Source organism: Thalassovita gelatinovora, from assembly GCF_001458355.1.
Lineage (GTDB): Bacteria > Pseudomonadota > Alphaproteobacteria > Rhodobacterales > Rhodobacteraceae > Thalassobius > Thalassobius gelatinovorus.
In genome coordinates this window covers 464020-487067 of the sequence record NZ_CYSA01000015.1, presented here as the reverse complement: position 1 = coordinate 487067, position 23048 = coordinate 464020, and the positions used below count along the sequence as shown (strand labels likewise).

The window sequence follows — 23048 nt, the reverse complement described above, 5'->3', positions numbered from 1 at the left end:
AGCGCGCCTCTTCCCCGCTGGGATCATTCGATCTGCAATTGCACTTGGTCAGACCGGCCTTTGGCATCAATCACCGCCAGATTTACGAACCCGTTGCCAACGGGGCCTATATTGATCTGTCGGCCATATTGCCCGGTCAGGACCGCAGCACCATCCGCCAGAACGGTAAACGGCGGGGCGCCATCGCGCAGCTTGATCGTCAATCCTGCCCCGTCCAACGCCAATCGCGCACCATCGGGTGGAAAGGCCAGTTTCGGCGCGTCCGGGGCATCCGCGAATACCGCATGTCGGCCACGAAACCGCTGCAGTGGTTGCGGCAGATCTGCCGTGCCAAGGATCAGCGTTTCGGGCGGCGGCGGCGGGAGCGGATCGAGCATGGGCTTCAATCGCTGAAACGCCTCGAATAAGACCGGCGCGGCCAGATCGCCGCCAAAGGCACCAGGCACCGGCGTTCCCTCCGGCCGTCCGATCCAGACCCCGATCACATGCCCGCCATCATACCCGACCGCCCAGGCATCGCGATGACCATATGAGGTGCCTGTCTTATAGGCCAGATGATTGCGTGGCGCACCGTCAGGCGGAACAAGCCCCGACAAGATATGACCGACCTGCCATGCCGCGGAGCGGCTGACGATCCTTGCGCTGTTCTCAGTTTCCTGCGTTTCGATGTGCAACTGCACCGCTTTGCCGCTATTGGCCAACCCCGCATAAAGCTGCACCAGATCATGCAACGTGATCCCGATCCCGCCCAACGCTACTGCCAAGCCGGGCTTGCCGCCCGGGATCACCGGTTCCGCGCCGGACCGGCGCAGCGCCGCCATCAACCGGCCCGGACCGATTTCTTCGGTCAGCAGCACAACGGGGATATTCAGCGATTTCTGCAACGCTCGCGATACTTTGATTTCACCGCGAAAATGACCATCGAAATTCTGCGGCGCATAGGCCCCGAACGCGACCGGACGGTCATTTATCAACGTGTCGGGATGGATCAGCCCCTGGTCGAATCCCAGCCCATAGACCAGCGGTTTTAATGTCGATCCCGGTGATCTGAGCGCCTGGGTCATGTCGATGAACCCCTGTCCGCGCCCCGGCGCATAGCGCCGCGATCCCACCGATGCCAGAATTTCGCCGCTGCGATGATCGGCGACCAGAATCGCGATCGACAACCGCTCGGATTTGCCGCGCAATGATAGATCTGCCAAGTCTTCCAGCCGGGCCTGCAACCCGGCGTCCAGCGTCAGGGTCAGCCTTTGACGATCTGGCATCCGGGCCCGGGCATGATCCGCCGCATGTGGGGCCAGCGCCGGAAAACTACGACGTTGATGCGGCACCGGATCATAAGCTGCGGCAGTGATGTCCTCTGGTTTCAACACACCGTTCTGCAACGCCCGCTGCATCACCCGTTGCCGCGCCGCCAAAGCCGCTTGTGGATGGCGGTCCGGGCGCCGGGTTTCGGGCGATTGCGGCAGGGCGACCAACAAGGCCGCCTGCGCCGGGTTCAGACGTGCGGGTTCCTTGCCGAAATAGCTGAGGGACGCTGCGCGCACCCCTTCGATATTGCCGCCAAACGGAGCCAGTTGAAGATAAAGGTCAAGGATCGCCGCCTTGCCAGCCCGGCGTTCCAGCGCCAGCGCCACCCGCATCTGCCGCAGCTTGCCAGCCCAAGCCCCGGTGCCGCCATTTTCCAGCAAACGCGCCACCTGCATCGACAGGGTCGACCCCCCCGAAACGATCCGGCCATGCCACAATGCCTGTAGCGCCGACCGTGTTAGTGCGCGCAGATCGACGCCGCCATGCTGCCAGAACCGTTTGTCCTCATATGCCAGCAACATGTCGATATAGCGCGCATCCACATCCGTCCGCGACACCGGCAGGCGCCACAAACCATCGGCCACCGTATAGGCGCGCAGCAATTCACCCTTGCGATCCCGCAGCTCGACCGAACTGTCCACGATCAGCGGCGGCAATACGGTCCGCGCAACCCAGTGATCGACCCCATCGCGTAGACCGGCCCCGGCCAGCAGGGCCACCACCAGAAACACGGGCCAAATCCGTTTCATTCCGCGATCCGCACCCGTCCAGACGCTGTATTGGCGCGGTATTGCGGCCGGTACATGTCTTCGACCGTCGCCGCCGGGTGATGGAATTCGCCCGGTGAAATCGCACGCACGATATAGGCCAGTTCGAAATTGCCGCCCTTGCGCAGGTCGACCGCAGCCAAGAAGCGATCCGCGCGGAATTCGCTGTATTCGGCCCAAGCCGGGTCAAGCCAATCTAGCGCCCTGATATCGCCCTGACGCAACAGGTTGGGATTGTCGATCTCGAACCCTGCGGGCAGTGGATCGTTTACCATCAGCCGCGCGCCGCCATCTTCGAATGCCGTCACTTTGACAACCGTCACCAGCCGGGAACCGGTTGCGACCTGATCAGGCATGATTTGCTGACCTTCCATGTTGTAATAAAACCGGTCAATCCGGTACCCATAGCCAGCGGCTTCGACCTCGCCTTCCGGCACGCCGGTGGTGGTCAGGGTGATCGGCGTTGCCGCGCCGGATACATTGCGGATTGCCATCGGCTGCGCGCCGATCTGATCCGCAATCAGCCGTGCGAATGGACCTTGGACCGGCTTACCGTTCAGTTCCAGCCCGGACATTGACGGGTCTTGAACCAAAGCTTTGGCTGCCAGCAGCGACCATGCGGCTTCTTGGGTCGACATCGACCGACCCGCTGACCCGATCCGGCTTATCAGCGCATCGCGGTCCACGGCGGCGCTGCCTGCTTCTGTCGCCAAAGACAGAAGCCCCGCTGCATCGCGCAGATTGCTGCCGTAATCGACCCGCCAGACCGCGGCGTCTTCGCCTCTGCGCTTGGTCATCATCTGGGCCGCCCGGGTGAACATCGCATCGGCCCGTGTCTGATCGCCGTAAGAGGCCAAAGCCGCCCCAAGCTGTGCCGCTGCCAGCGGTGTCGAGAAGGCATCGCCTTTCACATCCGCATAATAACGCAGATCCCCCATCGAGGCCGCACCTTCGCGCGCCAGCACCATCAGCGCATAGGCCAGATCGCTGCCGCCCGTGTCGAAATCGGGGGCATAGTTGACCCGGTTGCGCAGGTTGTCCATTGCCATGCGGAACGCCAGATCGGGCATGTCATACCCTTCGGTCTGCGCCCGGCTGAGGAAATCGGACACATAGGCATCGAGCCAGAAATCCCCCGATTCCGCACGCCACAACCCGAACCCGCCATTGCTGGCCTGCCGCGTCAGAATTTTTTCCACCGCCTGATCGACCCGGCGTTGTATCCGGTCGCGCCCGCCAAGTCCCAGCGCTTCGTTAAGCTGACCGAGATAGAGAAGTGGCATCGCCTGACTGGTCACCTGTTCGGTGCAGCCATAGGGGTAGCGGTCAAGCGCGGCCAAAAGCGCTGGCGCGTCAAGCTTGGCCAGAGGCCCGGCCGAAACCACCGCCGATCCGGTCCCCGGCCGCAACCCGGCAAAGACATTGTCGTCCAGCGTAAAGGTCTTGCCAGCGTCCAGCGCAAATCGCTGCGTTTTCGACACGGCCGGATCGTTGTTGCGCACACCCAGCGTTAGATCCTTGACCAATTGCTTGCCATCCGGCGTGGTCAGGGCCACGCGGATGCTATGATCGCCGACTTCGCCCGCCGTCACCGGCAGGCTCAGCACCGCCTTGCCCTTGTCGGTCAGGGTGACACTGGATGGTATTTCGCTGGTATTCAGCGCAACGCCATCTGCCGTGACATCCAATCCCATCCGACCTGCCGGACCGGTGGCGTGGACGATTTCCAACAGCAACCTGCTGTGATCGCCCGGCGACAGGAAACGCGGCAGGCTGGCGGTGACCACCACCGGATCGCGCACCAAAACATTCGCTTCGGCCTGACCGACAGCGGTCTGCGACCACGCCACGGCCATCAGCCGCACAGTGCCATTGAAAGCGGGCAGATCAAAACTAACCTCGGCCTTTCCATCGGGACCAACCTGTACAGGTCCGGTGAAATAGGCGACCAGTTCTTCGGTCGGTGGTGGTGATTGGAACCGGGCGCTGCTGGCGGCATCGCCACCGGAGCGCACCTGCCCCAATGCCCCGTTCATACCGTCGATCAATCGACCGTAAAGATCGCGGATTTCAACGCCCAGACGCCGCTGACCGAAATAGTGATCAGACGGATCGGGGCTTTGAAATCCGGTCAGGTTCAGGATGCCCACATCGACCGCCGACACAGTGACATAGGCGGTTTCGCCGGGGGCACCGCCGGCCACTTCGATCGCGGCGGTCAAGGTGCCACGCGGATCGGCTTCGGTCGGGGCAACCAACTGCAGATCCAATTGCTTCATGCCCGGATCGAGCTTGGCATAGCTCAGCCCCAAAGACCGTGCCGGATTATGGCCCGCAGCGATATCCATCGGGCGGATCACGGTCGCGGAGACATAGGCCCCGGCCCCCCAATCGTCAGTCACCTCAAGCGGGATCAGATTTTCACCTTCCTGGACTTCTACCGCTTTCATTGCAATCACACGGTTCGACATCACCGTGACCAAGGCCTGTCCGGCATAGCGCGGCACCAGCCGCAATTGCGCGGTGTCGCCGCTGCGGTAATTCGGCTTATCCAAAGACAATTCCAACGTATCGGGCGTGGTGCTGGTATCGGCAGGCGCGTACCATCCGGCATAGAAGCTGCTCGATGCCGAGACATACTCGCCGCCCTGACGTTCCACTACCAGTTCGTAATTGCCCCAATCGACCGGCGCACTCAGCACGAGTGGGATATCGCTTAGCCGGGCTTCACCGCTGGCGATGGGTTTGCGGGTGATGATCGGTTCCCAGTTCCAGCTTCCCCATTGCTGATACCACTGATAACGATGGCTGACGCGGTTCAGGGTCCAGCGCACCGGCATATCGATCTGTTTCAGGTCCGGACCCAGCGCAATCACTTGTAGCTGTGCTTCGCTGCCTTCGGGCACCACACCGTCGAACATCTGCTTGATGCCGATGATCGGCTTGGCCGGAGCAAGGGCGCGGGTCAGGCGGCGTTCGACCGGACGGCCCGATCCTTCGGACAGGCTGACCTGAATATGCGCTTCAAGCGGACGGTCTGCGGTTTCCATCGCGGGCAAAGAGACCGGCAGCACCGCAACGCCCTGCGCATCGGTATCACCGCCACCAAAAAATTCGGTCTGCCGAATGATGCCTTCGTCTTGTCGGCCAAAATGGTAGCCGGGATAGTCTTTCAACTCTTTCGCTTCTGTCAGGGTCACGGATCCATCGACCGGCAGCGCGCCTGCGGGGGCTCCGAACAGGTATTTCGCTTCGATCCTGAGTGGCGGGCTGTCGCCGGGATGCAGGTCGTAGTCGGGCAGGGACAGGGCGAAATCGATCCGTTCGGGCAGGAAATCTTCGACCAGAACGGTTTGGCTTGCCAATGCAGATTGATCCACATCGGCCTTGATATCCAGACGCCAGGATCCGCGCGGCACGGTCTGGCCCAGATCGAAGGCAAAGACATGACCGCCAGCGTTGTCTTCAGCAGAAAGATGGCGGGTATATTCCACCCCGTCGGGACGGGTCAAAATCGCGGTGACCGGCAGGCCCGGAATTGCCGCAGCTATGCCATCGCGGGCGAGTACCGTTGCATGGATGGTTTCACCGGCGCGATAAGCACCGCGATCAGTGGTCAGGAAAACATCGATTGGCGGGCTGGGTTCTCGCCCTTCCACGCCGCGGTCGGACAGGTCAAAGGCCGGGTCCTTCAGCGACAGGAAGGTCAAGTCGGTGTCCCCTTGCGCCACGGTGACCAAGGCCGGGGCAACCGCCCCCACCCCCCGGGTCAATCCCGGCGCAAACAGGGCATGTCCCTGCATATCGGTTTCCACTTCACCCAATACCCGGTTCGATTGCGAAATCAGCGTTGCCTTGGCCCCGGCAATCGGCGCAGCATCTCCCAGACCACGCACGAAAACATGCAACCCATCCACGCCGCCAAGCGTGGTAACGCCTAGATCGGACAGAACGAACCATTGCGTTGCCAGCGGGTCTTCATAGGGATCGGCCCCCGGTACCTGCGCCGACAGCGCATAGATGCCTGCGGGCAGATCGGCGATGATATCGCCCATCGGAAGACGGGTGGTCATGTCCCGGTTCAGTTCATTGTGAACCTCGCCTTTGCCTTGCCAAACCGTTTCTGCAATATTGTCGCTGAAATCCTGCAATTCCCAGTAATTCAACGGACGCCCGAAATAGCTGCCCTGAAAGGCGCGCAGCATGTTGCGGTCGCTGACCTGACGCAACACCATATCCAAAGTGTCGATATTCACCGTTTCCACAGGCAGCGCCGCATCGGGCGATTTCGGCAGCACATAAGCGCGGCCGGAAAAGCGCACGCTTGGAGTCCTGTCGCGTACGTATTGGGTGATTGTCACATCCTTCGCCATCGTTTCGCCGCTGGCTGCCGGCAGGCCTTCGCGGAAAGTCACGCTGTAGCGTTGACCGTGATCTACGCCATCAACGCACAGCCGGTTGCCGCTGGCCATCACCGCCATATCGGCGGCGGGCAGTTTGACGAAAGGGGTGTAATCCAGCCCGGTCTTGATCAGGGTTTCGGAAAATTCAGCACAGATGCGGGGTGCAGCGCTGTCGCTTTCAACCGCATGTTCGGTGATACGAAAACCGTATCTGCCAATCGCATTGTCCAGTGCGATGTTCAATTCATCCCAATTCGGTTGGTTTTCCAGCGCAAGACGCAGCGCCGGTATCATGTCGCGGCCCCGATTGTTGGCGTCGAAGGTTTCGGCCAGCATCTGCAAGCTGTTTGCAGCCAGCGCGGGGCTATCGGCCCGAAGATAAGCATTGATCGCTGCCGACAGGGCGCGGCGTTGGTATTTCGTCTTGTTGTCTTTGCTGTCCGCGGCGGCAAGCAAGGATAGGCGGGCATATTCCAGCCATTGGTCGGCCTGATCGCTGTGCGAAACCGCCCCGCCCATCCAGCGCATCGCGTTCAGCCAATCCTTCTGTTGACGTCGGTCTTGCGCCGCACTCAACAGCGCATCGAGAGCGTATTGCCCCGACGGATGGGTCCAACCGATTTTCTGTGCCTGGTTGCGTGCGGTTTGGATATCATTCTGACCCAGAAACGGCGCGGCTGTGGCGCGGGCGGTGGCGGCTTCGATCAATCGAACGGGGGTGTCGAAGATTTCCCCTGACCATGCGCCTTCATAAGGTTGCCGGTCGGAAATGTCGGATTTCGGGAAACAGGCGTTGGAGCGTTGATTGAAGGTGAATGCCTTGCAATTCGGGTCTGACAAGCAAAGCCGTTCGCAGGCGTCGTAATCGGTATCAAAAAACGCTTGCAGGTCTGAGCCGTAGAAATCGACATCGCGGGTCAGAACCAAGCGGCGATTTGGGACTTCATCTGCGGCAAATGCGGTTGTGACCAGACAGGCAATGGCAAGAAGCGCATAAAGAACACGGTGCATCAAACTGCTCCTTAAAAATCAATTGCCGCGATGGTGACATGGGGGCCAAGGATTCGGCAAGGTTCTCAACCGGTCCAAGCTGATTTCATTTTAAACGATTATTCACCGTCACACCCGATGCTGGACCTGATGAAAGCCGAGAATCGGGGATTACGAATGGGCCTTGCCAACAAACTGGCCGAAGAACGCCGCGCCCGTTTGGCCGCAGAAGAAAAACTGAAGAAAATTCAAGCCGATCTCGACGCTACGAAGCTCAAAATACAGCGAGATCAGCGCAGCTATTCCGAAACGATCATTCAGGCGCTCGCCGAGGTGGAAAACACCATGGTCGAACATCAAAAGATGAAATCCGAATTGGGTGAAGCCCATGAGAAAGCTGCGATCGCTGAACGCCGGCTGTGGCAAACCATCGAAACGATTCCGAACGGTTTTGCCTTTTTCGATCGCGATGAAAATCTGCTCATGGCGAATCGGGCTTATCGGGTGGCGTTTGGCAAGAACCGCGAAATTCCACCGGGCATCGCCCATGAGCAGCATTTGAAAATTCTGACCGATAAGGGGCTTGTCGATACCGAAGGGCTCAGCCCGGAAGACTGGCGCGCCAAAATGACAAAACGCTGGCGGTCGCCCGAATCCGGCGACACGGTGATGCGGTTCACCAATGGTCACTATGTCCAGATACTTGATAAACGCGGTCCCGAAGGCGACGTTGTCAGAATAGTCCTGAACATCACCGAGACGGTGCAGCGGGAAAAAGACCTGAAAGTTGCGCGCGAAAAAGCCGAGGCCGCCAATCGTGCCAAATCGGTGTTCTTGGCCAATATGAGCCACGAAATCCGCACCCCGATGAATGGGGTGGTCGGTATGGCCGATCTGCTGACCGATACCGATCTGACATCTGAACAGCGGCTGTATGTTGATACGATCAAGAATTCGGGTGAATCATTGCTGATCATCATTAACGATTTGCTCGACTATTCCAAAATGGATGCGGAAAAACTGACTCTTTATCCGCATCCGTTTGATCTGGAACGAACCATCCACGAAGTGATTATGTTGCTGCAACCCACAGCGCGGGGAAAGGCGATCGACCTGTTGGTCGATTACGACCTGTTTCTGCCTACAATGTTCACCGGTGATCAGGGTCGCATCCGGCAAGTGCTGACCAATCTGTTGGGAAATGCGATCAAATTCACCTTACAAGGGCACGTTCTGGTGCGGGTTGTCGGGGTTCAGCAAGGGGGCAGCCCCAATACCAATATCCATGTCACCGTCGAAGACACCGGGATCGGTATCGCATCCGAGAAACTCGATTATGTTTTTGGTGAATTCAATCAGGTCGAAGATGAACGCAACCGCAGATTTGAAGGCACCGGGTTGGGACTAACGATCACCAAACGGTTGATAGAATTGATGGGTGGCGACATCTGGGTCGATTCTGAATTGGGGCATGGGTCCAGTTTCGGTTTTCGCATCACTCTGCCTGTCACCGAAACCGAACAAATGGTCACTCCGGTTCTGACCGGGGTTATGAATCGTGCGTTGATTGTGGACGATCTTAAGGTGAACCGATCCATTCTTGAAAAACAGCTGGAAGCATTGGGTATTGAGACCGTCAGTTGCGCCGGCGGGGCCGAGGCGCTGAAGATGCTGGATGACAGCTTTGACGCCGTTTTGACCGATCACAACATGCCGGAAATGGATGGAATCGAATTGGCGCATGAAATCCGAAAAGCCGGGTTTGACACGCCGATCTTGCTGTTCAGCTCCAGTTCCAGCTTTGCGCAGATGGACAAAGGACGCGACGCGGTGCAATCCATCCTACAAAAACCGACACCCCGGCGGGATCTGTTCAAACATTTGCAATTTCTGGGTGCGGAACCCGCTGCAAACCACCATGAAATCCCCGCCCAATCCCCGGCGTCACGCTCCGACTTGCCCCGGATGAAGGTATTGGCGGCAGAGGACAATAAAACCAACCGGTTGGTGTTCGAAAAGATGATGAGCGATCAGGATATCGAGCTGTGCTTTGTCGCCAATGGAGTTGACGCCATTCGCAGCTATCAGGAATTTCAGCCCGATCTGGTTTTCACGGATATTTCAATGCCGGAAATGGACGGGACCGAAGCGGTCAGGAAAATCCGCGAGATCGAAAAAAACTCCGATCGCCGTATCCCGATTATCGCCATGACGGCCTATGCGCTTGAAGAAAATGACAATGCCATTTGGGATGCTGATCTGGACGGGTATCTGTCCAAGCCGCTGCGCAAGGCCGACATTCTGGATAAGTTGATGCTTTACAGACCTGACACTGCCCGCCCGCTGGCAGCGGAAACCGTTGATCAGGCCGCGTCGGCCTGAGCTGAAGCCGCGCGCAGAAACACCCAGCGATCACCTTCGCTCAGATCGGGATCGAAATGGTATCCACCGGTGTCGAATTCGCGGATGCCTTCGGGGTCGGTCAAACGGCGTTGAATGATGAAGCGGGCCATCGCGCCACGGGCACGTTTGGCGTAGAAGCTGACAATTTTCGGTTCGCCGGCTTTTTCTTCCATGAAAACCGGGGTGATCACCCGCAATTTCAGCGCCGACTGGTCGACCGCGCCGAAATATTCCTGACTGGCGCAATTGATCAGGGTGTCGGTGCCGGTCTCGGCGGCCTGCGCATTCAATGCTTCGGAAATATCGCCACCCCAATAGTCATAAAGGTTCTTTCCGCGCGAATTCTTCAAACGGCTGCCCATTTCCAGCCGGTAAGGTTCGATCCGGTCCAGCGGCCGCAGCAATCCATAAAGCCCGGACAGGATACGGAAATGATCCTGCGCCCAAGCCATTTCATCCGCGTCCAGCGTGGCGGCTTCCAACCCGACATAGGTGTCCCCGGCAAAGGCCAAAGCGGCGGGTTTGCGATCCATGTCCCCGAAATCGCGAAACCGGTCGGCGTTCAGCTTGGCCAGGTTTTCGCTAATGTTCATCAGCTTCATCAACTGGTCAACGCTCAGATTGCGCGCGACCTTGGCCAGCTCCCTTGCCCGGTCCGCGAATTGCGGGTCGGTCGGAGTGATGCCTTCAACCGGGGTGGTGTCGATTTTCTTGGCCGGTGAAACGACGATAAGCATGGTAGACCCTCAAACGCTTTGTTTAGAACGCTTCTAACTTGCTTCACGCAGAACGTCCAGAAAGGCGGCGGCAAAACGGTCGGCCCGCTTGTCTCCCAAAAGCCGCGCGAGCGCGTTTTCGCTGTCGGGGCGCATCTGCGCCACCTTGGCCAATAGCGAAGCTGAGCAGCTGAGCGGCTTTTCCGACCCGTCATCGCCGCGCGCAAGATCAGTTTGAACCTGCAACAATCGGTCATAAATCGCGCCAGCATCGCGGCCAGCCAGTTTGCGGCGGCTGGGATGCATATCCTCTACCGCGCCGGTGATGACGCTCAGAAAATCCGCGCCATAATGTTCCAGCTTCTTCGCCCCGACACCGCCGATCCGTGCCATTTCATCCAGCGTCCCGGGCCGGGTTTCCGCCATTTCGATCAATGTCCGGTCGTTGAAGATGATATAGGCCGGTACCCGCGCGGCTTCGGCCAGTGCCCGGCGTTTGGCCTTGAGCGCCGACAAGAGCGGCGCGTCTTCGTCGCTGACCAATGCCTTGACCGCCGGACGGCGCTGCGCCTTAGTGATGCTGTCTTTGCGCAACGTGATCTGGTCTTCACCGCGTAAAATCGGCCTTGCCGCTTCGGTCATCCTCAAAGCACCGTGACGTTCGGGATCGGGGCGGATCAGGTCATGGCCCATCATCTGCCGGAAAATTGCCTGCCATTGTTGCCGGCTGTAATCCTTGCCGACCCCGAATGTGGGCAGGCTATCATGCCCCTTGGACCGGATGCGGTCGTTTTCGGTGCCCAACAGGATTTCGATCAGATGGCCCGCCCCGAACCATTCCCCGGTGCGTAATATTGCCGACAGCGCCATACGCACCGGCTGGGTGCCGTCGAACACCTCAGGCGGTGTATCGCAGAGATCGCATTTGCCGCATGTCACATCGGTTTCGCCGAAATAGCGCAACAGGGTCTGTCGGCGGCAAGTTTGCGCCTCGGCCAGACCCAACAAAGCGTTCAGCCGGGTGTGATCGGCCATCCGGCGTTCTGGTGGTGCCAACCCTTCATCGATCTGCGACCGGCGCAAGCGGATGTCGTCGGCACCAAACAGGGTCAGTGTTTCGGCCGGGGCACCATCGCGTCCGGCACGGCCGATTTCCTGATAATAGGCTTCGATTGATTTCGGCAGGTCTGCATGGGCGACCCAACGGATATCGGGTTTGTCCACCCCCATGCCAAAGGCAACGGTGGCAACCACGATCAGCCCGTCTTCCTGCTGGAACCTTTGTTCGGTGATGCGGCGGTCATCGGCCTGCATCCCGCCATGATAATGGCAGGCGGAATGCCCGGCGTCGCGCAGCGCCTTGGCAAGAGTTTCGGTTTTGGCCCGAGTGCCGCAATACACAATGCCCGATTGTCCCTTTCGGGCCGCCGCGAAGCTAAGGATCTGGCTGCGCGGGTTGTTCTTGGCGGCAAAGGCAAGATGGATATTTGGCCGGTCAAATCCGCGCAGGAATGTATCCGGTGCCTGTCCATCAAACAGACGTTCCACGATTTCGACCTGAGTTTCGGCATCGGCGGTCGCGGTGAATGCCGCCAACGGTACGTTCAGCGCCTGCCGCAATTCCCCAATTCGCAGGTAATCAGGACGGAAATCATGCCCCCATTGACTGACGCAATGGGCTTCGTCCACCGCGATCAGGCTAACCCCGATCCGCCGCAACATGTTCAGGGCGGATCCCGTGCCCAACCTTTCGGGTGCAATATAAAGCAGCTTGAGCCGCTTTTCTTCCAGCGCCTGCCAGACCGCATCGGTTTCTTCGGGAGTGTTGCCGCTGGTCAGCGCCCCGGCTTCGACCCCGGCTTCGCGCAATCCGCGCACCTGATCGCGCATCAGGGCGATCAGCGGGGATATGACCACTGTCACCCCGTCGCGCATCAGTGCGGGCAACTGAAAGCAAAGGGATTTGCCGCCACCCGTTGGCATGATCGCCAACACGTTGCGGCCTTGCGCCACGGCCTCGACAACCTCCTCCTGCCCGGGGCGGAAGGCGTCATAGCCGAATACATCGCTCAGAAGCGTGGCAGCGCTTGGCATGGAACCCTGTAAGATTGTCTATCTGCTCTTACCAGACAGTTTCACACACTAAGAATCGGTGGACAAGCCTTGAAGGCCAAGATCGCATTACCGGTGGGGCTGTAACTGAACGTAATCGCGAATCTGCGTCCAAACGTTTAGTAGATGCCGAAATTATTGCTGATCACGATACGGATCGCAATGATCGCCAAAAGCACCGCCAGCGGGGCCAAGTCGATCCCTCCCATCGGGGGCAGGATTTTACGGATCGGCGTATACAGCGGTTCCAGCAAACGGTTCAGCCCATACCAGACCTGTGCCACGAATTGCTGATGCAGGTTCAGAACCTGAAAACTGATCAGCCAGCTCATGATCACATGGGCGATCACAAAGAACCAAACGACATTCAGCACAAGCAGCAGAATCTGGATCAACGATATCATTAACGGCACCTCTTTTTACGTCTTCCCACAGGTAAGGGGCGCGCCGGGAAGACGCAAGTATTGACGCGCGGTTTCTATTGACCTTGCCGCAGTGCAGCGACAGACAGAAGCAGCTTTGAAGGAGCCCGAAATGTTTCCGCTGGTCCGACTGGTCAAGGAATTCGTCATTTTCCGAAATGCACCGGCATTGCCCACCACCGGCACCCATGTATCGCACCATATGTGCCTGCCATGGGATATCGACCCGTTCATGGAACTCAATAACGGGCGCACCCTGACCTTGTTCGATTTGGGTCGGCTGTTACTGGCCAAGCGCACGGGATTGTTGGAGACGCTCAAACGCGAAGGCTGGGGCATGACCATGGCCGGAACCTGCGTCCGCTATCGCCGCCGCATCCGCATGTTCGATACGTTCGAAATGCGGTCCCGTGCCTTGGGCTGGGATGACAGGTTTTTCTACATCGAACAGTCGATGTGGAAGAAAAATGGCGACTGCGCCAACCATGTTGTTTATCGCGCCGCGATCACCGATGCGAACGGCATTGTTCATACTGATCGCGTTCGACAGGCCTTTGGTGCCGATGACGACAACCTGCAACTGCCCGAATGGGTGCTGAAATGGATTGATGCCGAAAATTCGCGGCCTTGGCCGCCTCAACAGGATTGACTTGCCAGCGTTACAATCCGCCTGCCATAAGATATGGATTAAGGGACGAAATGATTGGGGTCGGACATGCGCAAGCGCATCTGGGGTTGGTTCTTTTTTGATTGGGCCAGCCAGCCGTATAACACGCTGCTGATCACATTTATTTTCGCACCGTATGTGAAAGAGCTGATGGGTGACGGCACCGCGGCGCAGGCCGCATGGGGGTTCGGCATCGGGTCTGCAGGGATCGTGATTGCGTTACTGGCGCCGATCCTGGGGGCGATGGCCGATACGTCGGGCAATCGGTTGCGTTGGATCTGGCTATTTTCCGGCATGTACGTGATTGGGGCCGCAGGCCTGTGGACAGCGGCACCTGACAGTTTCAATTTGACCCTGACCCTGATCCTTTTTGCCATCGGTATGATCGGGATGGAATTTGCCACCATTTTCACCAATTCGATGCTGCCCGATCTGGGTACCAAAGAAGAAATCGGTCGTATTTCCGGCAATGGCTGGGCCTTTGGCTATCTTGGCGGATTGGTCGCTCTTGTCGTCATACTGGCCTTCTTTGCCGAAAGCGCCGCAACCGGCAAGACATTCATCGGTATGTCGCCGGCGTTGGGGCTTGATCCCGAAGCGCGTGAAGGCACCCGTTTCGTCGGGCCGCTGACCGCGATCTGGTACGCGGTCTTCATGATCCCATTTTTCCTGTGGGTGCGCGATCCGAAACCCGTGGGCACGCCCAAAGGGGCCATCGCCACGGCGCTGAGGGAAGTGAAAGGCACGATTTCCCGCCTGCCCAGAACCCCGTCTCTGTTCGCTTATCTGGCATCTTCGATGTTCTACCGCGATGCGCTCAACGGCATGTATGTCTTTGGCGGCATCTACGCTGCAGGCGTCTTGGGCTGGAGCGTGGTCGATACCGGCATCTTCGGTATCATCGCCATTATCGCCGGGGCGATCTTTGCCTGGCTCGGGGGTCATGCGGATGAACGGTTCGGCCCAAAACCAGTGATCACGATCTGCATTCTGGTGCTGACCTTCGTCGCGATTTCCATCGTGTTCGTGTCCCGCGACAGCGTTTATGGCATCCCGGTCGAGGCGGACTCGAAATTGCCCGATATTATCTTTTACCTGCTGGGAGCGCTGATTGGTGCCGCAGGCGGAGTGATACAATCTGCCAGCCGTACCATGATGGTGCGCCAAGCCAACCCGCGCAAGATGGCCGAAAGTTTTGGGCTGTATGCACTGACGGGCAAGGCAACTTCGTTTTTAGCTCCGATGCTGATCGGGGTGACGACCGCAGTCACGCAAAGCCAGCAGTTGGGCGTTTCTCCGCTGATCGGGCTTTTCCTTATCGGGCTGATCTTGTTACGCTGGGTTAAACCAGAAGGAGACCCGCAAGCATGGCAAAACGACTCCTCGCTCTGATCGCGCTGTCGCTAACCGTGGCGGGCTGCGGTTCCGATCGTCCCGAAAGCCGTAAGACCAGCAGTGTGCGTCCTGCCGTTTCGACCCAGCAGGCGATCCCCAAGGCAATGGTCGGGGTCCCCGCCAAACAGCTTTTCGGCGACCACGACCACGGTTCGGCGCAGGGCGCCCAACCTCATGGCAGCTATGCCAAGGGGTGTCTGGCCGGGGGTGTTCAATTGCCCGAAACCGGCCCGACTTGGCAGGCGATGCGGTTAAGTCGCAATCGCAACTGGGGCTATCCGGAAACGGTGTCCTTCATCAAGGATCTGTCGGCAAAAGCGGCGCAGCAACCGGGGTGGAACGGGCTTTATATCGGCGACATGAGCCAACCGCGCGGTGGCCCGATGCTGACCGGACATCGCAGCCATCAAATCGGGATGGATATCGATATCTGGATGCGACCAGCACAACAGTTGACCCTGACGGCCGCAGAACGCGAAAACATTTCTTCAATTTCGATGCGCCGCGCCAATGGGGCTTATGTCAACGATAGCTGGACCCGTCAGCATCACGAAATTCTGAAAGCTGCCGCGCAAGACCCGCGTGTTGCACGAATTTTCGTCTTTCCCGGTGCCAAGGTGCAAATGTGCAAGGATGAAAAGGGCGACCGCAGTTGGCTGAGTAAAATTCGACCGTGGTGGGGCCATCATTACCATTTCCATGTCCGGCTGAATTGTCCCAAGGGTGCACGCAATTGCGTCAATCAGGCGCCGCCGCCATCCGGCGACGGATGCAAGGCCGCAGAAGACTGGGTCGATGACATCCTGCATCCGAAGCCAGCCGATCCAAATGCACCGAAACCGAAACCGCGCCGTGAACTGACGATGCGTGATCTGCCGAACCAATGTATTTCCGTCTTGCAATCGCAATAGCCGCGCTTGCCGCGATCAGTCTGACCGTTGCCGGCAGCGCCCGACCGACTGGTAAGGCGCGCTATCTGACGTCGCTGACATGGTCAGAACCGATCGACGGATTTGGCGGCATTTCGGCGTTGGAACTTGACCCCGAAGGGGTGGGGTTTGTTGCCGTCACCGATCGCACCAGGTTGTTGCACGGTCGTTTGCTGCGTGAACAGGACAAGTTGATCGGCGTCCACCTGACCGGGTCGAACGATCTGCTCAAACCCGACGGTACCCGGTTGAAAGGCTGGCTGCGAGATTCCGAAGGACTCGCCCTGCGATCCGACGGTCGGCTTTTCGTCAGCTTCGAGGCAAACGCGAACGTTTGGTCCTATGAGGACTGGACCGGTCCGGCCACGCGATTGAATCCGCATCCTGATTTCAAAAAGATGTCCGGAAATGCGTCGTTGGAAGCGTTGGCGATCGATCCGCAAAACCGGCTGTATGTCGTGCCGGAAACCCCACTGGACGTACAAATCGGACTGCCACTATATCGATACGCCGACGATCAGTGGCAGATCATTCACCATATCACCCCATCAGGTGGGTTTAATCCCGTCGGGGCCGATTTCGGCCCGGACGGTCAATTTTACCTGCTGGAACGCAATTTCGGTGGTATCGGGTTCCGCAGCCAGGTGCGGCGTTTCGATCTGACCCATTTTGTTCCTGAAGGCGAGGTCCTGTTCAGTTCACCGCTGGGTCAGCATGATAATCTCGAGGGGCTGTCGGTCTGGCGCGACTCCTCCGGCCAGATCCGCCTGACCATGGTGTCGGACGACAATTTCAAATTTTTCCAGCGCACCGAGATCGTCGAATATATCTTGTCTGAGCCGCTTGCCAAAACCTTCGCTACCCATTAAACGCCGCCCGTTCCCGCGCGAAGCGGAACCATGTCGCCGCTACCATGTAAAAACGGAATAAAAACATGAACCGCACACATCTTCCTGGCATCATCGCCATGGCCGCCATCGTGTTGGCCTCCAATATCCTCGTCCAGTTCCTGTTCGGCCAATGGCTGACCTGGGGGGCGTTTACGTATCCATTCGCCTTCTTAGTGACCGACGTGATGAATCGCGTCTATGGTTCGGGTCCGGCCCGCAAAGTCGTGATCGCGGGGTTCATCACTGGCGTCATCTGTTCGCTGATCGGTACTCAGATCCTCGGCGACTTCGGCCCGCTGGTGACGCTGCGTATCGCCATTGGTTCGGGTCTGGCCTTCCTCGTCGCCCAGTTGACCGACGTGGCGGTTTTCAACCGGCTGCGGGGTGGCAAATGGTGGCGCGCGCCGCTGGCTTCGACGCTGGTGGGATCGTCGCTTGATACCGCGATTTTCTTCAGCGTGGCATTTTCGGCCAGCCTCGGTTTCATCGAACCGGGCAATGACGTGTCCTGGGCGGGGGAAACGCTGCCGCTTCTGGGCGTCGGCCCGATCGTGCCGCTGTGGGTGTCTTTGGGCGTTGCCGACTGGACGGTCAAGTTGATGCTTGCTCTTTTAGCACTTGTGCCTTTCCGCATGATCGTGGGGAAACTAACAGCCCCTTCTACATGATTTTGTTTTGACATTGAAAAAATCTGTGGCACGATTCTCCTATCGAAACTTAGAAAGGAGGTGCTCTAGTGTCTAATGGGATAGCGGAGAGAGGTGTCGGAACAGTTCGGGGGGCAAGCGTCTGAGGCAGCCCTTGGTTGTAAATTTCCCGGATTGGTGAGCGCCTAACCGGCCCACCTCCTTTTCTCTTTAGGGTCGCTCCGAGCAGGGCGGCCCTTACTCTTTTTCCCCGGCGCGTTAGAGTACCAACATGCTGAAGATCTCCGACACGATCACTATCGACGACTGGGAACTGACCGAACAGTTTGTCCGGGCCTCCGGGCCGGGCGGTCAAAATGTTAATAAAGTCAGCAGCGCGGTCGAATTGCGGTTCGAAGCCGACCGAAGCCCGAACCTGCCGGGCGCGGTCAAGGCGCGATTGCAGCGACTTGCCGGGCGGCGCTGGACCAAGGAAGGTGCCATCGTGATTCAATGCGATGAAACCCGCAGCCAGGTCCGCAATCGCGAACTGGCCCGTGCCCGACTGGCCGATTTGATCCGCAAAGCGCTGGAACGCCCCAAACGCCGGATACCTACAAAACCCACTAAGGGTAGCCAACGCCGCCGGATCGAGGCCAAGAAACAACGCGGCGAGATCAAGGCGCGGCGTGGCCGGGTTTCGGACGACTGACCAACCGGAAAACCGACCGGTTTTCTGATGGCGTTATCGCTTCCCTATACGGCAATACTACGGTCTTCCCGGCAGATCGATTTCCGGGCAATAGTCGCGGGATGGGAGCCGACAGTCTAGACAGCCGATATTCCTGGATCCGATTGGCCATTTCGCTGCTGATCGGGCTGATCGGTAATGTCGGTATGTGGGTGGTGATCGTCGTCATGCCGGCGATTCAGTCAGAATTCGGATTGGACCGGGCTGAAGCCTCTTACCCCTATATCCTGACCATGGTGGGCTTCGCGCTGGGGAATTTCCTGATCGGTACTGTCGTGGACCGGATCGGCATTACCTGGGCGCTGTCGGGGGCTGCGGTTCTGATCGGCGCAGGGTTTGTACTGGCCGCGCTTAGCCCGACGATCCTGATGCTTTCGGCTCTGCACCTGTTGATCGGTCTGGGCACCGCCTGCAGTTTCGGCCCGCTGATCGCTGATGTGTCGCTTTGGTTCCTGAAACGGCGTGGCATTGCGGTGGCGATTGCGGCCAGTGCAAATTACCTTTCGGGGGCTTTCTGGCCGGTCATGTTGTCGGATTTTCAGGCCGCGCATGGTTGGCGCGGGGTGTATCTGCTGCTGGCAGCAATCTGTTTGGTTTCGATCACCGGGTTGTCGCAGTTGCTGCGTCGCCGTGTTCCGTTAGAAGCCACTGCTCGCTCTGATGCGGAATCGAATGCACGGGCCGGGTCCAGCGGTTTCAGCCACAGTACGCTGGTGGCCATGCTGGGGCTTGCCGGGATCGGCTGTTGCGTCGCCATGTCGATGCCGCAGGTCCATATCGTTTCCTTTTGCGTCGATCTTGGCTATGGCCCTGCGGTCGGGGCTGAAATGCTGTCGCTGATGCTACTGGGCGGCGTTGCGTCGCGGCTGTTGTCGGGTCTTGTCAGCGATCGGCTGGGCGGGCTGAAAACCTTGATCATCGGATCGACCCTGCAAATGCTGGCGCTGTTCCTCTACCTGCCTTTCGATGGGCTGGTATCGCTTTATGTCGTTTCCACCATCTTCGGACTGTCGCAAGGCGGTATCGTGCCGTCCTATGCGGTCATCGTGCGCGAATACATGCCCGCGAAAGAAGCTGGCAGCCGCGTCGGATTCGTTCTGATGACCACCATCATCGGCATGGCGCTGGGGGGCTGGATGTCGGGCTGGATCTACGACATCACGGGCAGTTACCAGATGGCATTCTGGAACGGTATCGCCTGGAACCTGCTGAATTTGGCCATTGTGCTGACCATCTTGCTGCGCACCCGACCGCCATCTGGCTTGCCAGCCTGACCGCTTCTTCTGTTTCTAAATATCCTGTGGAAATCGTTGAAAATCTGCTGGATTTTCAACGATGGGGGCCGCGCCCCCAACCTGTTCAGGCACCGCGCGATCCACCCATATGGGCTTGTCCCCGTTGCCGCGCCAATTCGATCTGTTTCTGCCGTTCGCGGAACCGTGCCTTATCTTCTTCTGTCGTCTCGTTGATGCAGTGATAGCAGGACACGCCATGTTCATAGTCCGGTCGCCGCTGGTCCTGTGGCAGGATTGGTTGCCGACAGGCATGGCACAGCAGATGCGGTCCTTCTTTCAACCCGTGTCCAACAGAAACCCGGCTATCGAAGACGAAACATTCGCCTTCCCAGCTGCTCTCGTCCTTGGGCACTTCTTCGAGATATTTCAGAATGCCACCTCTTAGGTGATAGACATCCTCTACCCCTTGCCCGAGCAGAAAGTTTGTCGATTTCTCACAACGGATGCCGCCGGTACAGAACATCGCGATCCGCTTGTTGTGAAAACGATGCTTGTTGGTTTCCCACCAGGCCGGAAAATCGCGGAAGCTTTCGGTTTGCGGATCGACCGCACCTTTGAATGTACCGATTGCCACTTCGTAATCGTTGCGGGTGTCAATCACCGCAACGTCGGGACTGCGGATCAGGTCGTTCCAATCTTGCGGTTCGACATAATGACCGACCCGCGCCCTTGGATCGACATCGGGCTGACCCATGGTGACGATTTCCCGCTTCAGCTTGACCTTCATGCGAGGGAAGGGCGGTTCCGACGCCATGCTTTCCTTGCTGTCCAGATCGGAACAGCCGGGCAGGGTGCGGATATGGGCCAGGACCGCATCAATCCCCTGCCGAGATCCCGCGATGGTGCCGTTGATGCCTTCTTGCGCCAACAACAAAGATCCGGTCACGCCCTGCGACAGGGCAAGCTTCAGCAAGACGGGTTTCAATGCCGCCGGGTCTGGGAATCGGGTGAAGTGATAGAGCGCACAAACGATATACATGGGCGTCGATCTACGCGCTCTGCCCTTTGTTTACAAGCTTTCGAACGCCGTTTCGGACGCCAAGGCCAACCCATCGACAACCGCGGTGAATACTTCAGACGTTTCTTGTTCGGCGGTGGGGAACTGCTGTTCAACCCGATCACGGATCACCGCCATCAGGCTGGACCCGCCGACATAGACGATCCGGTCTACTGAACTCAGCTCACAGCCCGCTTCAATCACGGTCTGCACCGCAAATGTGGCGATTTCATCGGCGTAGCCTGACAATTCAGCCTGCATTGCGTCACAGGGCAATGGCACGGCCAAACCACGCTCTACCGTATCCAACCGGATTAAGCCGTCATCGGGACCATTTGCAGCGATCTTGCCGGCTTCGACCGCATAGGCCACATCATGACCCAGATGCATTTCCAGCACGTCGCCCAGCCGGGCAAAAAGGTCGGGCTGATGGGCCAATCGTTCCCATTTTCGCACATCCCGCAACAGCGCCGGGCCATAGACAAAGGTGATCTTTTCCCAGCTTGCCAGATCCTGATATAACGCCCGGGGTGAGGTGTGATGTCCGGTCCCCATTTCATTGCCGATTTGCGCGCCATAGCCGAACAACGGCATCGCATGGGCTAGGCTGATCGCCTTGTCGAAATCCGTGCCGCCGATCCGAACCCCCTGACTGGCGATGATCGTGGTTTCGCCGCCCTGCCGGTCACAAAGCGTGAAATCCGATGTACCGCCGCCGATATCGACGATCAGGTTGCGTCCTTCACCCCCAACGGCCAACGCCGCCGCCTCGGGTTCGGGCAGAAAAGCCACATCCTTGAAGCCGGCCAGATGATACGCCTCGGTCAGGTCAAGCAATGCCTGCGCATCGCGCGTATCGGAACTGGAATGAAACCGCACCGGGCGACCGGATAACGCCTGGTCATAGCTTTGATATGTCACCGCTTCGGCGCGGCTGCGGATTTCCTGCAAAAACCGCGCAATCACTTCGATCAGTGTCAGCTTTTCATTCATGAACTGCCGCTTTTCCCGCGCCAACGGCGTTCCCAAAACGGATTTCAGCGACCGCATGAACCGGCCTTCGTGGCCTTCCATCATCGCCCGCGCGGCCTGACGTCCGTAAAGCGTCTTGCGGGTGGCAAAATCCAGAAAAACCGCGGTTGGCAAGGTGGTTTCACCCGGTTCCAGCGGGATCAGATAAGGCGCGCGATTCACGCAAACCCCGGCTGCCGTGTTCGAGGTTCCAAAGTCGATCGCCAGAACAGCCATGTCAGCACTCGCGGTTTGTTGCAGAAAAGAGCGCCTGAATAGGGAAAACTGCGGGCGCTTACAATCACCAAGGCCACATTGCTTGACGCCGGCGGCCCTCGTACCTACCCCTTGGATGAAGGAGACACCAGCATGCCCGAAGCCCTGATCGTTATCGATGTTCAAAACGATTTCTGCCCCGGCGGCGCATTGGCGGTTGCGGGTGGAGATGAAATCGTGGCCGGTATCAACACATTGATAGGCGATTTCGATACGGTGATCCTGACGCAGGACTGGCATCCGACCGACCATTCTTCTTTTGCCTCACAGCATCGGGCGCAGGACCCGTTCAGCGTGGTCGACATGCCCTATGGGCCACAGGTATTGTGGCCTGACCACTGTATACAGGGTAGCAGGGGCGCCGCGTTTCATGCTGATCTCAATACCGACCGGGCCGACCTGATCATTCGCAAGGGATTTCGCCGCACCATAGACAGTTATTCGGCGTTCTTTGAAAACGATCATGAAACACCGACCGGGTTGGCTGGTTACCTGCGGAGCCGTGAAATCACTGCTTTGACACTTGTCGGGTTGGCGACCGATTACTGCGTAAATTTTTCTGCCGTGGATGCCGCCGAACTGGGGTTCACGGTTGCTGTGCGGATGGATTTGTGCCGCGCCATTGATTTGGACGGATCACTGGCAGCGGCGGTCAAGGGCATGCGGTCCGCCGGGGTAAGGATATACTGATGGCCACTTCGCAATCCACCATCGACCATCTGACCGATTTGTTGTCCGATGCCGGGCCGATCCGGGCCTTGCCGATGTTTGGCGAATTCGGGCTTTATTGCGGGATCAGACTGATTGGATTGGTCTGCGATGACCGGCTCTATCTCAAGATCACCGATGACACCCGCGATTTCGGTCTTGAAAAAGCCCCGCCTTATCCGGGCGCAAAACCGCATTTCCTGATCGATGAAGAGATGCTGGAGAATCCCGAAACTCTGCTTGCTTTGGTCAAGGTAACCTATGACGCTTTGCCCGACCCGAAGAAAGTTCCAAAGCGGCTGCAAGGGTTGTAGGCTTTGATTTCATGTCCATCGTATCGCTGACGGGTGCTTGCAAACCCCCGCCACCGTCCCGTAAA

17 protein-coding genes are annotated in these 23048 nt (G+C 58.4%); 10 read left to right on the top strand and 7 right to left on the bottom strand.

What is annotated here, in order from left to right:
- Positions 1-23 precede the first annotated feature (23 nt).
- Both pbpC and TG4357_RS07035 read right to left on the bottom strand, forming a co-directional pair.
- Positions 24-2060: a penicillin-binding protein 1C gene (gene pbpC, locus TG4357_RS07040; protein WP_058262148.1), complete on the bottom strand. Its 2037-nt coding sequence runs from the start codon at positions 2058-2060 to the stop codon at positions 24-26.
- Positions 2057-7492: an alpha-2-macroglobulin family protein gene (locus tag TG4357_RS07035; RefSeq protein ID WP_058262147.1), complete on the bottom strand. Its 5436-nt coding sequence runs from the start codon at positions 7490-7492 to the stop codon at positions 2057-2059. Before TG4357_RS07035 ends, pbpC begins: the two co-directional genes overlap by 4 nt.
- 156 nt (positions 7493-7648) lie before the next feature.
- Here TG4357_RS07035 and TG4357_RS07030 point away from each other — a divergent pair, with 156 nt between their 5' ends.
- Complete coding sequence (locus TG4357_RS07030) at positions 7649-9853, top strand: response regulator (RefSeq protein WP_058262146.1); 2205 nt, start codon at positions 7649-7651, stop codon at positions 9851-9853.
- Here the strand turns inward: TG4357_RS07030 and yaaA are convergent.
- The 3 genes from yaaA to TG4357_RS07015 all read right to left on the bottom strand — a co-directional run bounded on the left by yaaA (position 9835) and on the right by TG4357_RS07015 (position 13106).
- Positions 9835-10611 (bottom strand): peroxide stress protein YaaA, encoded by a 777-nt coding sequence (yaaA, locus tag TG4357_RS07025; RefSeq protein WP_058262145.1) that lies wholly within the window; start codon positions 10609-10611, stop codon positions 9835-9837. The two genes, TG4357_RS07030 and yaaA, sit on opposite strands and share 19 nt — an antisense overlap.
- Before the next feature lie 33 nt (positions 10612-10644).
- Complete coding sequence (gene recQ / locus TG4357_RS07020; protein WP_058262144.1) at positions 10645-12684, bottom strand: DNA helicase RecQ; 2040 nt, start codon at positions 12682-12684, stop codon at positions 10645-10647.
- Between the two features lie 137 nt (positions 12685-12821).
- Positions 12822-13106, bottom strand: coding sequence for a YggT family protein (locus TG4357_RS07015; protein WP_058262143.1), 285 nt, complete (start codon positions 13104-13106; stop codon positions 12822-12824).
- A gap of 130 nt (positions 13107-13236) precedes the next feature.
- Here TG4357_RS07015 and TG4357_RS07010 point away from each other — a divergent pair, with 130 nt between their 5' ends.
- From TG4357_RS07010 to TG4357_RS06980, 7 genes are all read left to right on the top strand, one after another.
- Entirely contained in the window at positions 13237-13773 is a 537-nt protein-coding gene (locus TG4357_RS07010) for an acyl-CoA thioesterase (RefSeq protein WP_058262142.1), read from the top strand.
- A gap of 66 nt (positions 13774-13839) precedes the next feature.
- Complete coding sequence (locus TG4357_RS07005) at positions 13840-15183, top strand: MFS transporter (protein WP_058262141.1); 1344 nt, start codon at positions 13840-13842, stop codon at positions 15181-15183.
- Positions 15159-16097, top strand: coding sequence for a penicillin-insensitive murein endopeptidase (mepA, locus tag TG4357_RS07000; protein ID WP_082644086.1), 939 nt, complete (start codon positions 15159-15161; stop codon positions 16095-16097). The genes TG4357_RS07005 and mepA overlap by 25 nt, the downstream gene beginning before the upstream one ends.
- Complete coding sequence (locus tag TG4357_RS06995) at positions 16070-16984, top strand: esterase-like activity of phytase family protein (RefSeq protein ID WP_074646750.1); 915 nt, start codon at positions 16070-16072, stop codon at positions 16982-16984. Before mepA ends, TG4357_RS06995 begins: the two co-directional genes overlap by 28 nt.
- A 65-nt stretch (positions 16985-17049) precedes the next feature.
- On the top strand, positions 17050-17673 hold the full coding sequence (locus tag TG4357_RS06990) for a queuosine precursor transporter (protein ID WP_058262140.1): 624 nt from the start codon (positions 17050-17052) through the stop codon (positions 17671-17673).
- Between the two features lie 250 nt (positions 17674-17923).
- The gene (gene arfB / locus TG4357_RS06985) at positions 17924-18343 is read left to right on the top strand and encodes an alternative ribosome rescue aminoacyl-tRNA hydrolase ArfB (RefSeq protein WP_058262139.1); all 420 of its coding nucleotides are present in this window, start codon (positions 17924-17926) and stop codon (positions 18341-18343) included.
- A 101-nt stretch (positions 18344-18444) separates the two neighbouring features.
- Entirely contained in the window at positions 18445-19656 is a 1212-nt protein-coding gene (locus tag TG4357_RS06980) for an MFS transporter (protein WP_058262138.1), read from the top strand.
- An 85-nt stretch (positions 19657-19741) separates the two neighbouring features.
- On the opposite strand, the gene trhO is transcribed toward TG4357_RS06980, so the two are convergent.
- Positions 19742-20656 (bottom strand): oxygen-dependent tRNA uridine(34) hydroxylase TrhO, encoded by a 915-nt coding sequence (trhO, locus tag TG4357_RS06975; RefSeq protein WP_058262137.1) that lies wholly within the window; start codon positions 20654-20656, stop codon positions 19742-19744.
- A 30-nt stretch (positions 20657-20686) separates the two neighbouring features.
- Positions 20687-21922 carry an Hsp70 family protein gene (locus TG4357_RS06970; RefSeq protein ID WP_058262136.1) on the bottom strand — a complete coding sequence of 412 codons (1236 nt, stop codon included), beginning with the start codon at positions 21920-21922 and terminating at the stop codon, positions 20687-20689.
- Between the two features lie 132 nt (positions 21923-22054).
- Here TG4357_RS06970 and pncA point away from each other — a divergent pair, with 132 nt between their 5' ends.
- Together pncA and TG4357_RS06960 are read left to right on the top strand one after the other, a co-directional pair.
- Entirely contained in the window at positions 22055-22651 is a 597-nt protein-coding gene (pncA, locus tag TG4357_RS06965; protein ID WP_058262135.1) for a bifunctional nicotinamidase/pyrazinamidase, read from the top strand.
- Positions 22651-22983 carry a TfoX/Sxy family protein gene (locus TG4357_RS06960; protein ID WP_058262134.1) on the top strand — a complete coding sequence of 111 codons (333 nt, stop codon included), beginning with the start codon at positions 22651-22653 and terminating at the stop codon, positions 22981-22983. Before pncA ends, TG4357_RS06960 begins: the two co-directional genes overlap by 1 nt.
- The last annotated feature ends 65 nt before the right edge of the window (positions 22984-23048 follow it).

Excerpts from the sequence above, each read along its gene's own strand:
- pbpC (WP_058262148.1), bottom strand. The coding sequence starts at position 2,060 with ATGAAACGGATTTGGCCCGTGTTTCTGGTGGTGGCCCTGCTGGCCGGG.
- TG4357_RS07035 (WP_058262147.1), bottom strand. The coding sequence starts at position 7,492 with ATGCACCGTGTTCTTTATGCGCTTCTTGCCATTGCCTGTCTGGTCACA.
- TG4357_RS07030 (WP_058262146.1), top strand. The coding sequence starts at position 7,649 with ATGGGCCTTGCCAACAAACTGGCCGAAGAACGCCGCGCCCGTTTGGCC.
- yaaA (WP_058262145.1), bottom strand. The coding sequence starts at position 10,611 with ATGCTTATCGTCGTTTCACCGGCCAAGAAAATCGACACCACCCCGGTT.
- recQ (WP_058262144.1), bottom strand. The coding sequence starts at position 12,684 with ATGCCAAGCGCTGCCACGCTTCTGAGCGATGTATTCGGCTATGACGCC.
- TG4357_RS07015 (WP_058262143.1), bottom strand. The coding sequence starts at position 13,106 with ATGATATCGTTGATCCAGATTCTGCTGCTTGTGCTGAATGTCGTTTGG.
- TG4357_RS07010 (WP_058262142.1), top strand. The coding sequence starts at position 13,237 with ATGTTTCCGCTGGTCCGACTGGTCAAGGAATTCGTCATTTTCCGAAAT.
- TG4357_RS07005 (WP_058262141.1), top strand. The coding sequence starts at position 13,840 with ATGCGCAAGCGCATCTGGGGTTGGTTCTTTTTTGATTGGGCCAGCCAG.
- mepA (WP_082644086.1), top strand. The coding sequence starts at position 15,159 with ATGGCAAAACGACTCCTCGCTCTGATCGCGCTGTCGCTAACCGTGGCG.
- TG4357_RS06995 (WP_074646750.1), top strand. The coding sequence starts at position 16,070 with ATGTATTTCCGTCTTGCAATCGCAATAGCCGCGCTTGCCGCGATCAGT.
- TG4357_RS06990 (WP_058262140.1), top strand. The coding sequence starts at position 17,050 with ATGAACCGCACACATCTTCCTGGCATCATCGCCATGGCCGCCATCGTG.
- arfB (WP_058262139.1), top strand. The coding sequence starts at position 17,924 with ATGCTGAAGATCTCCGACACGATCACTATCGACGACTGGGAACTGACC.
- TG4357_RS06980 (WP_058262138.1), top strand. The coding sequence starts at position 18,445 with ATGGGAGCCGACAGTCTAGACAGCCGATATTCCTGGATCCGATTGGCC.
- trhO (WP_058262137.1), bottom strand. The coding sequence starts at position 20,656 with ATGTATATCGTTTGTGCGCTCTATCACTTCACCCGATTCCCAGACCCG.
- TG4357_RS06970 (WP_058262136.1), bottom strand. The coding sequence starts at position 21,922 with ATGGCTGTTCTGGCGATCGACTTTGGAACCTCGAACACGGCAGCCGGG.
- pncA (WP_058262135.1), top strand. The coding sequence starts at position 22,055 with ATGCCCGAAGCCCTGATCGTTATCGATGTTCAAAACGATTTCTGCCCC.
- TG4357_RS06960 (WP_058262134.1), top strand. The coding sequence starts at position 22,651 with ATGGCCACTTCGCAATCCACCATCGACCATCTGACCGATTTGTTGTCC.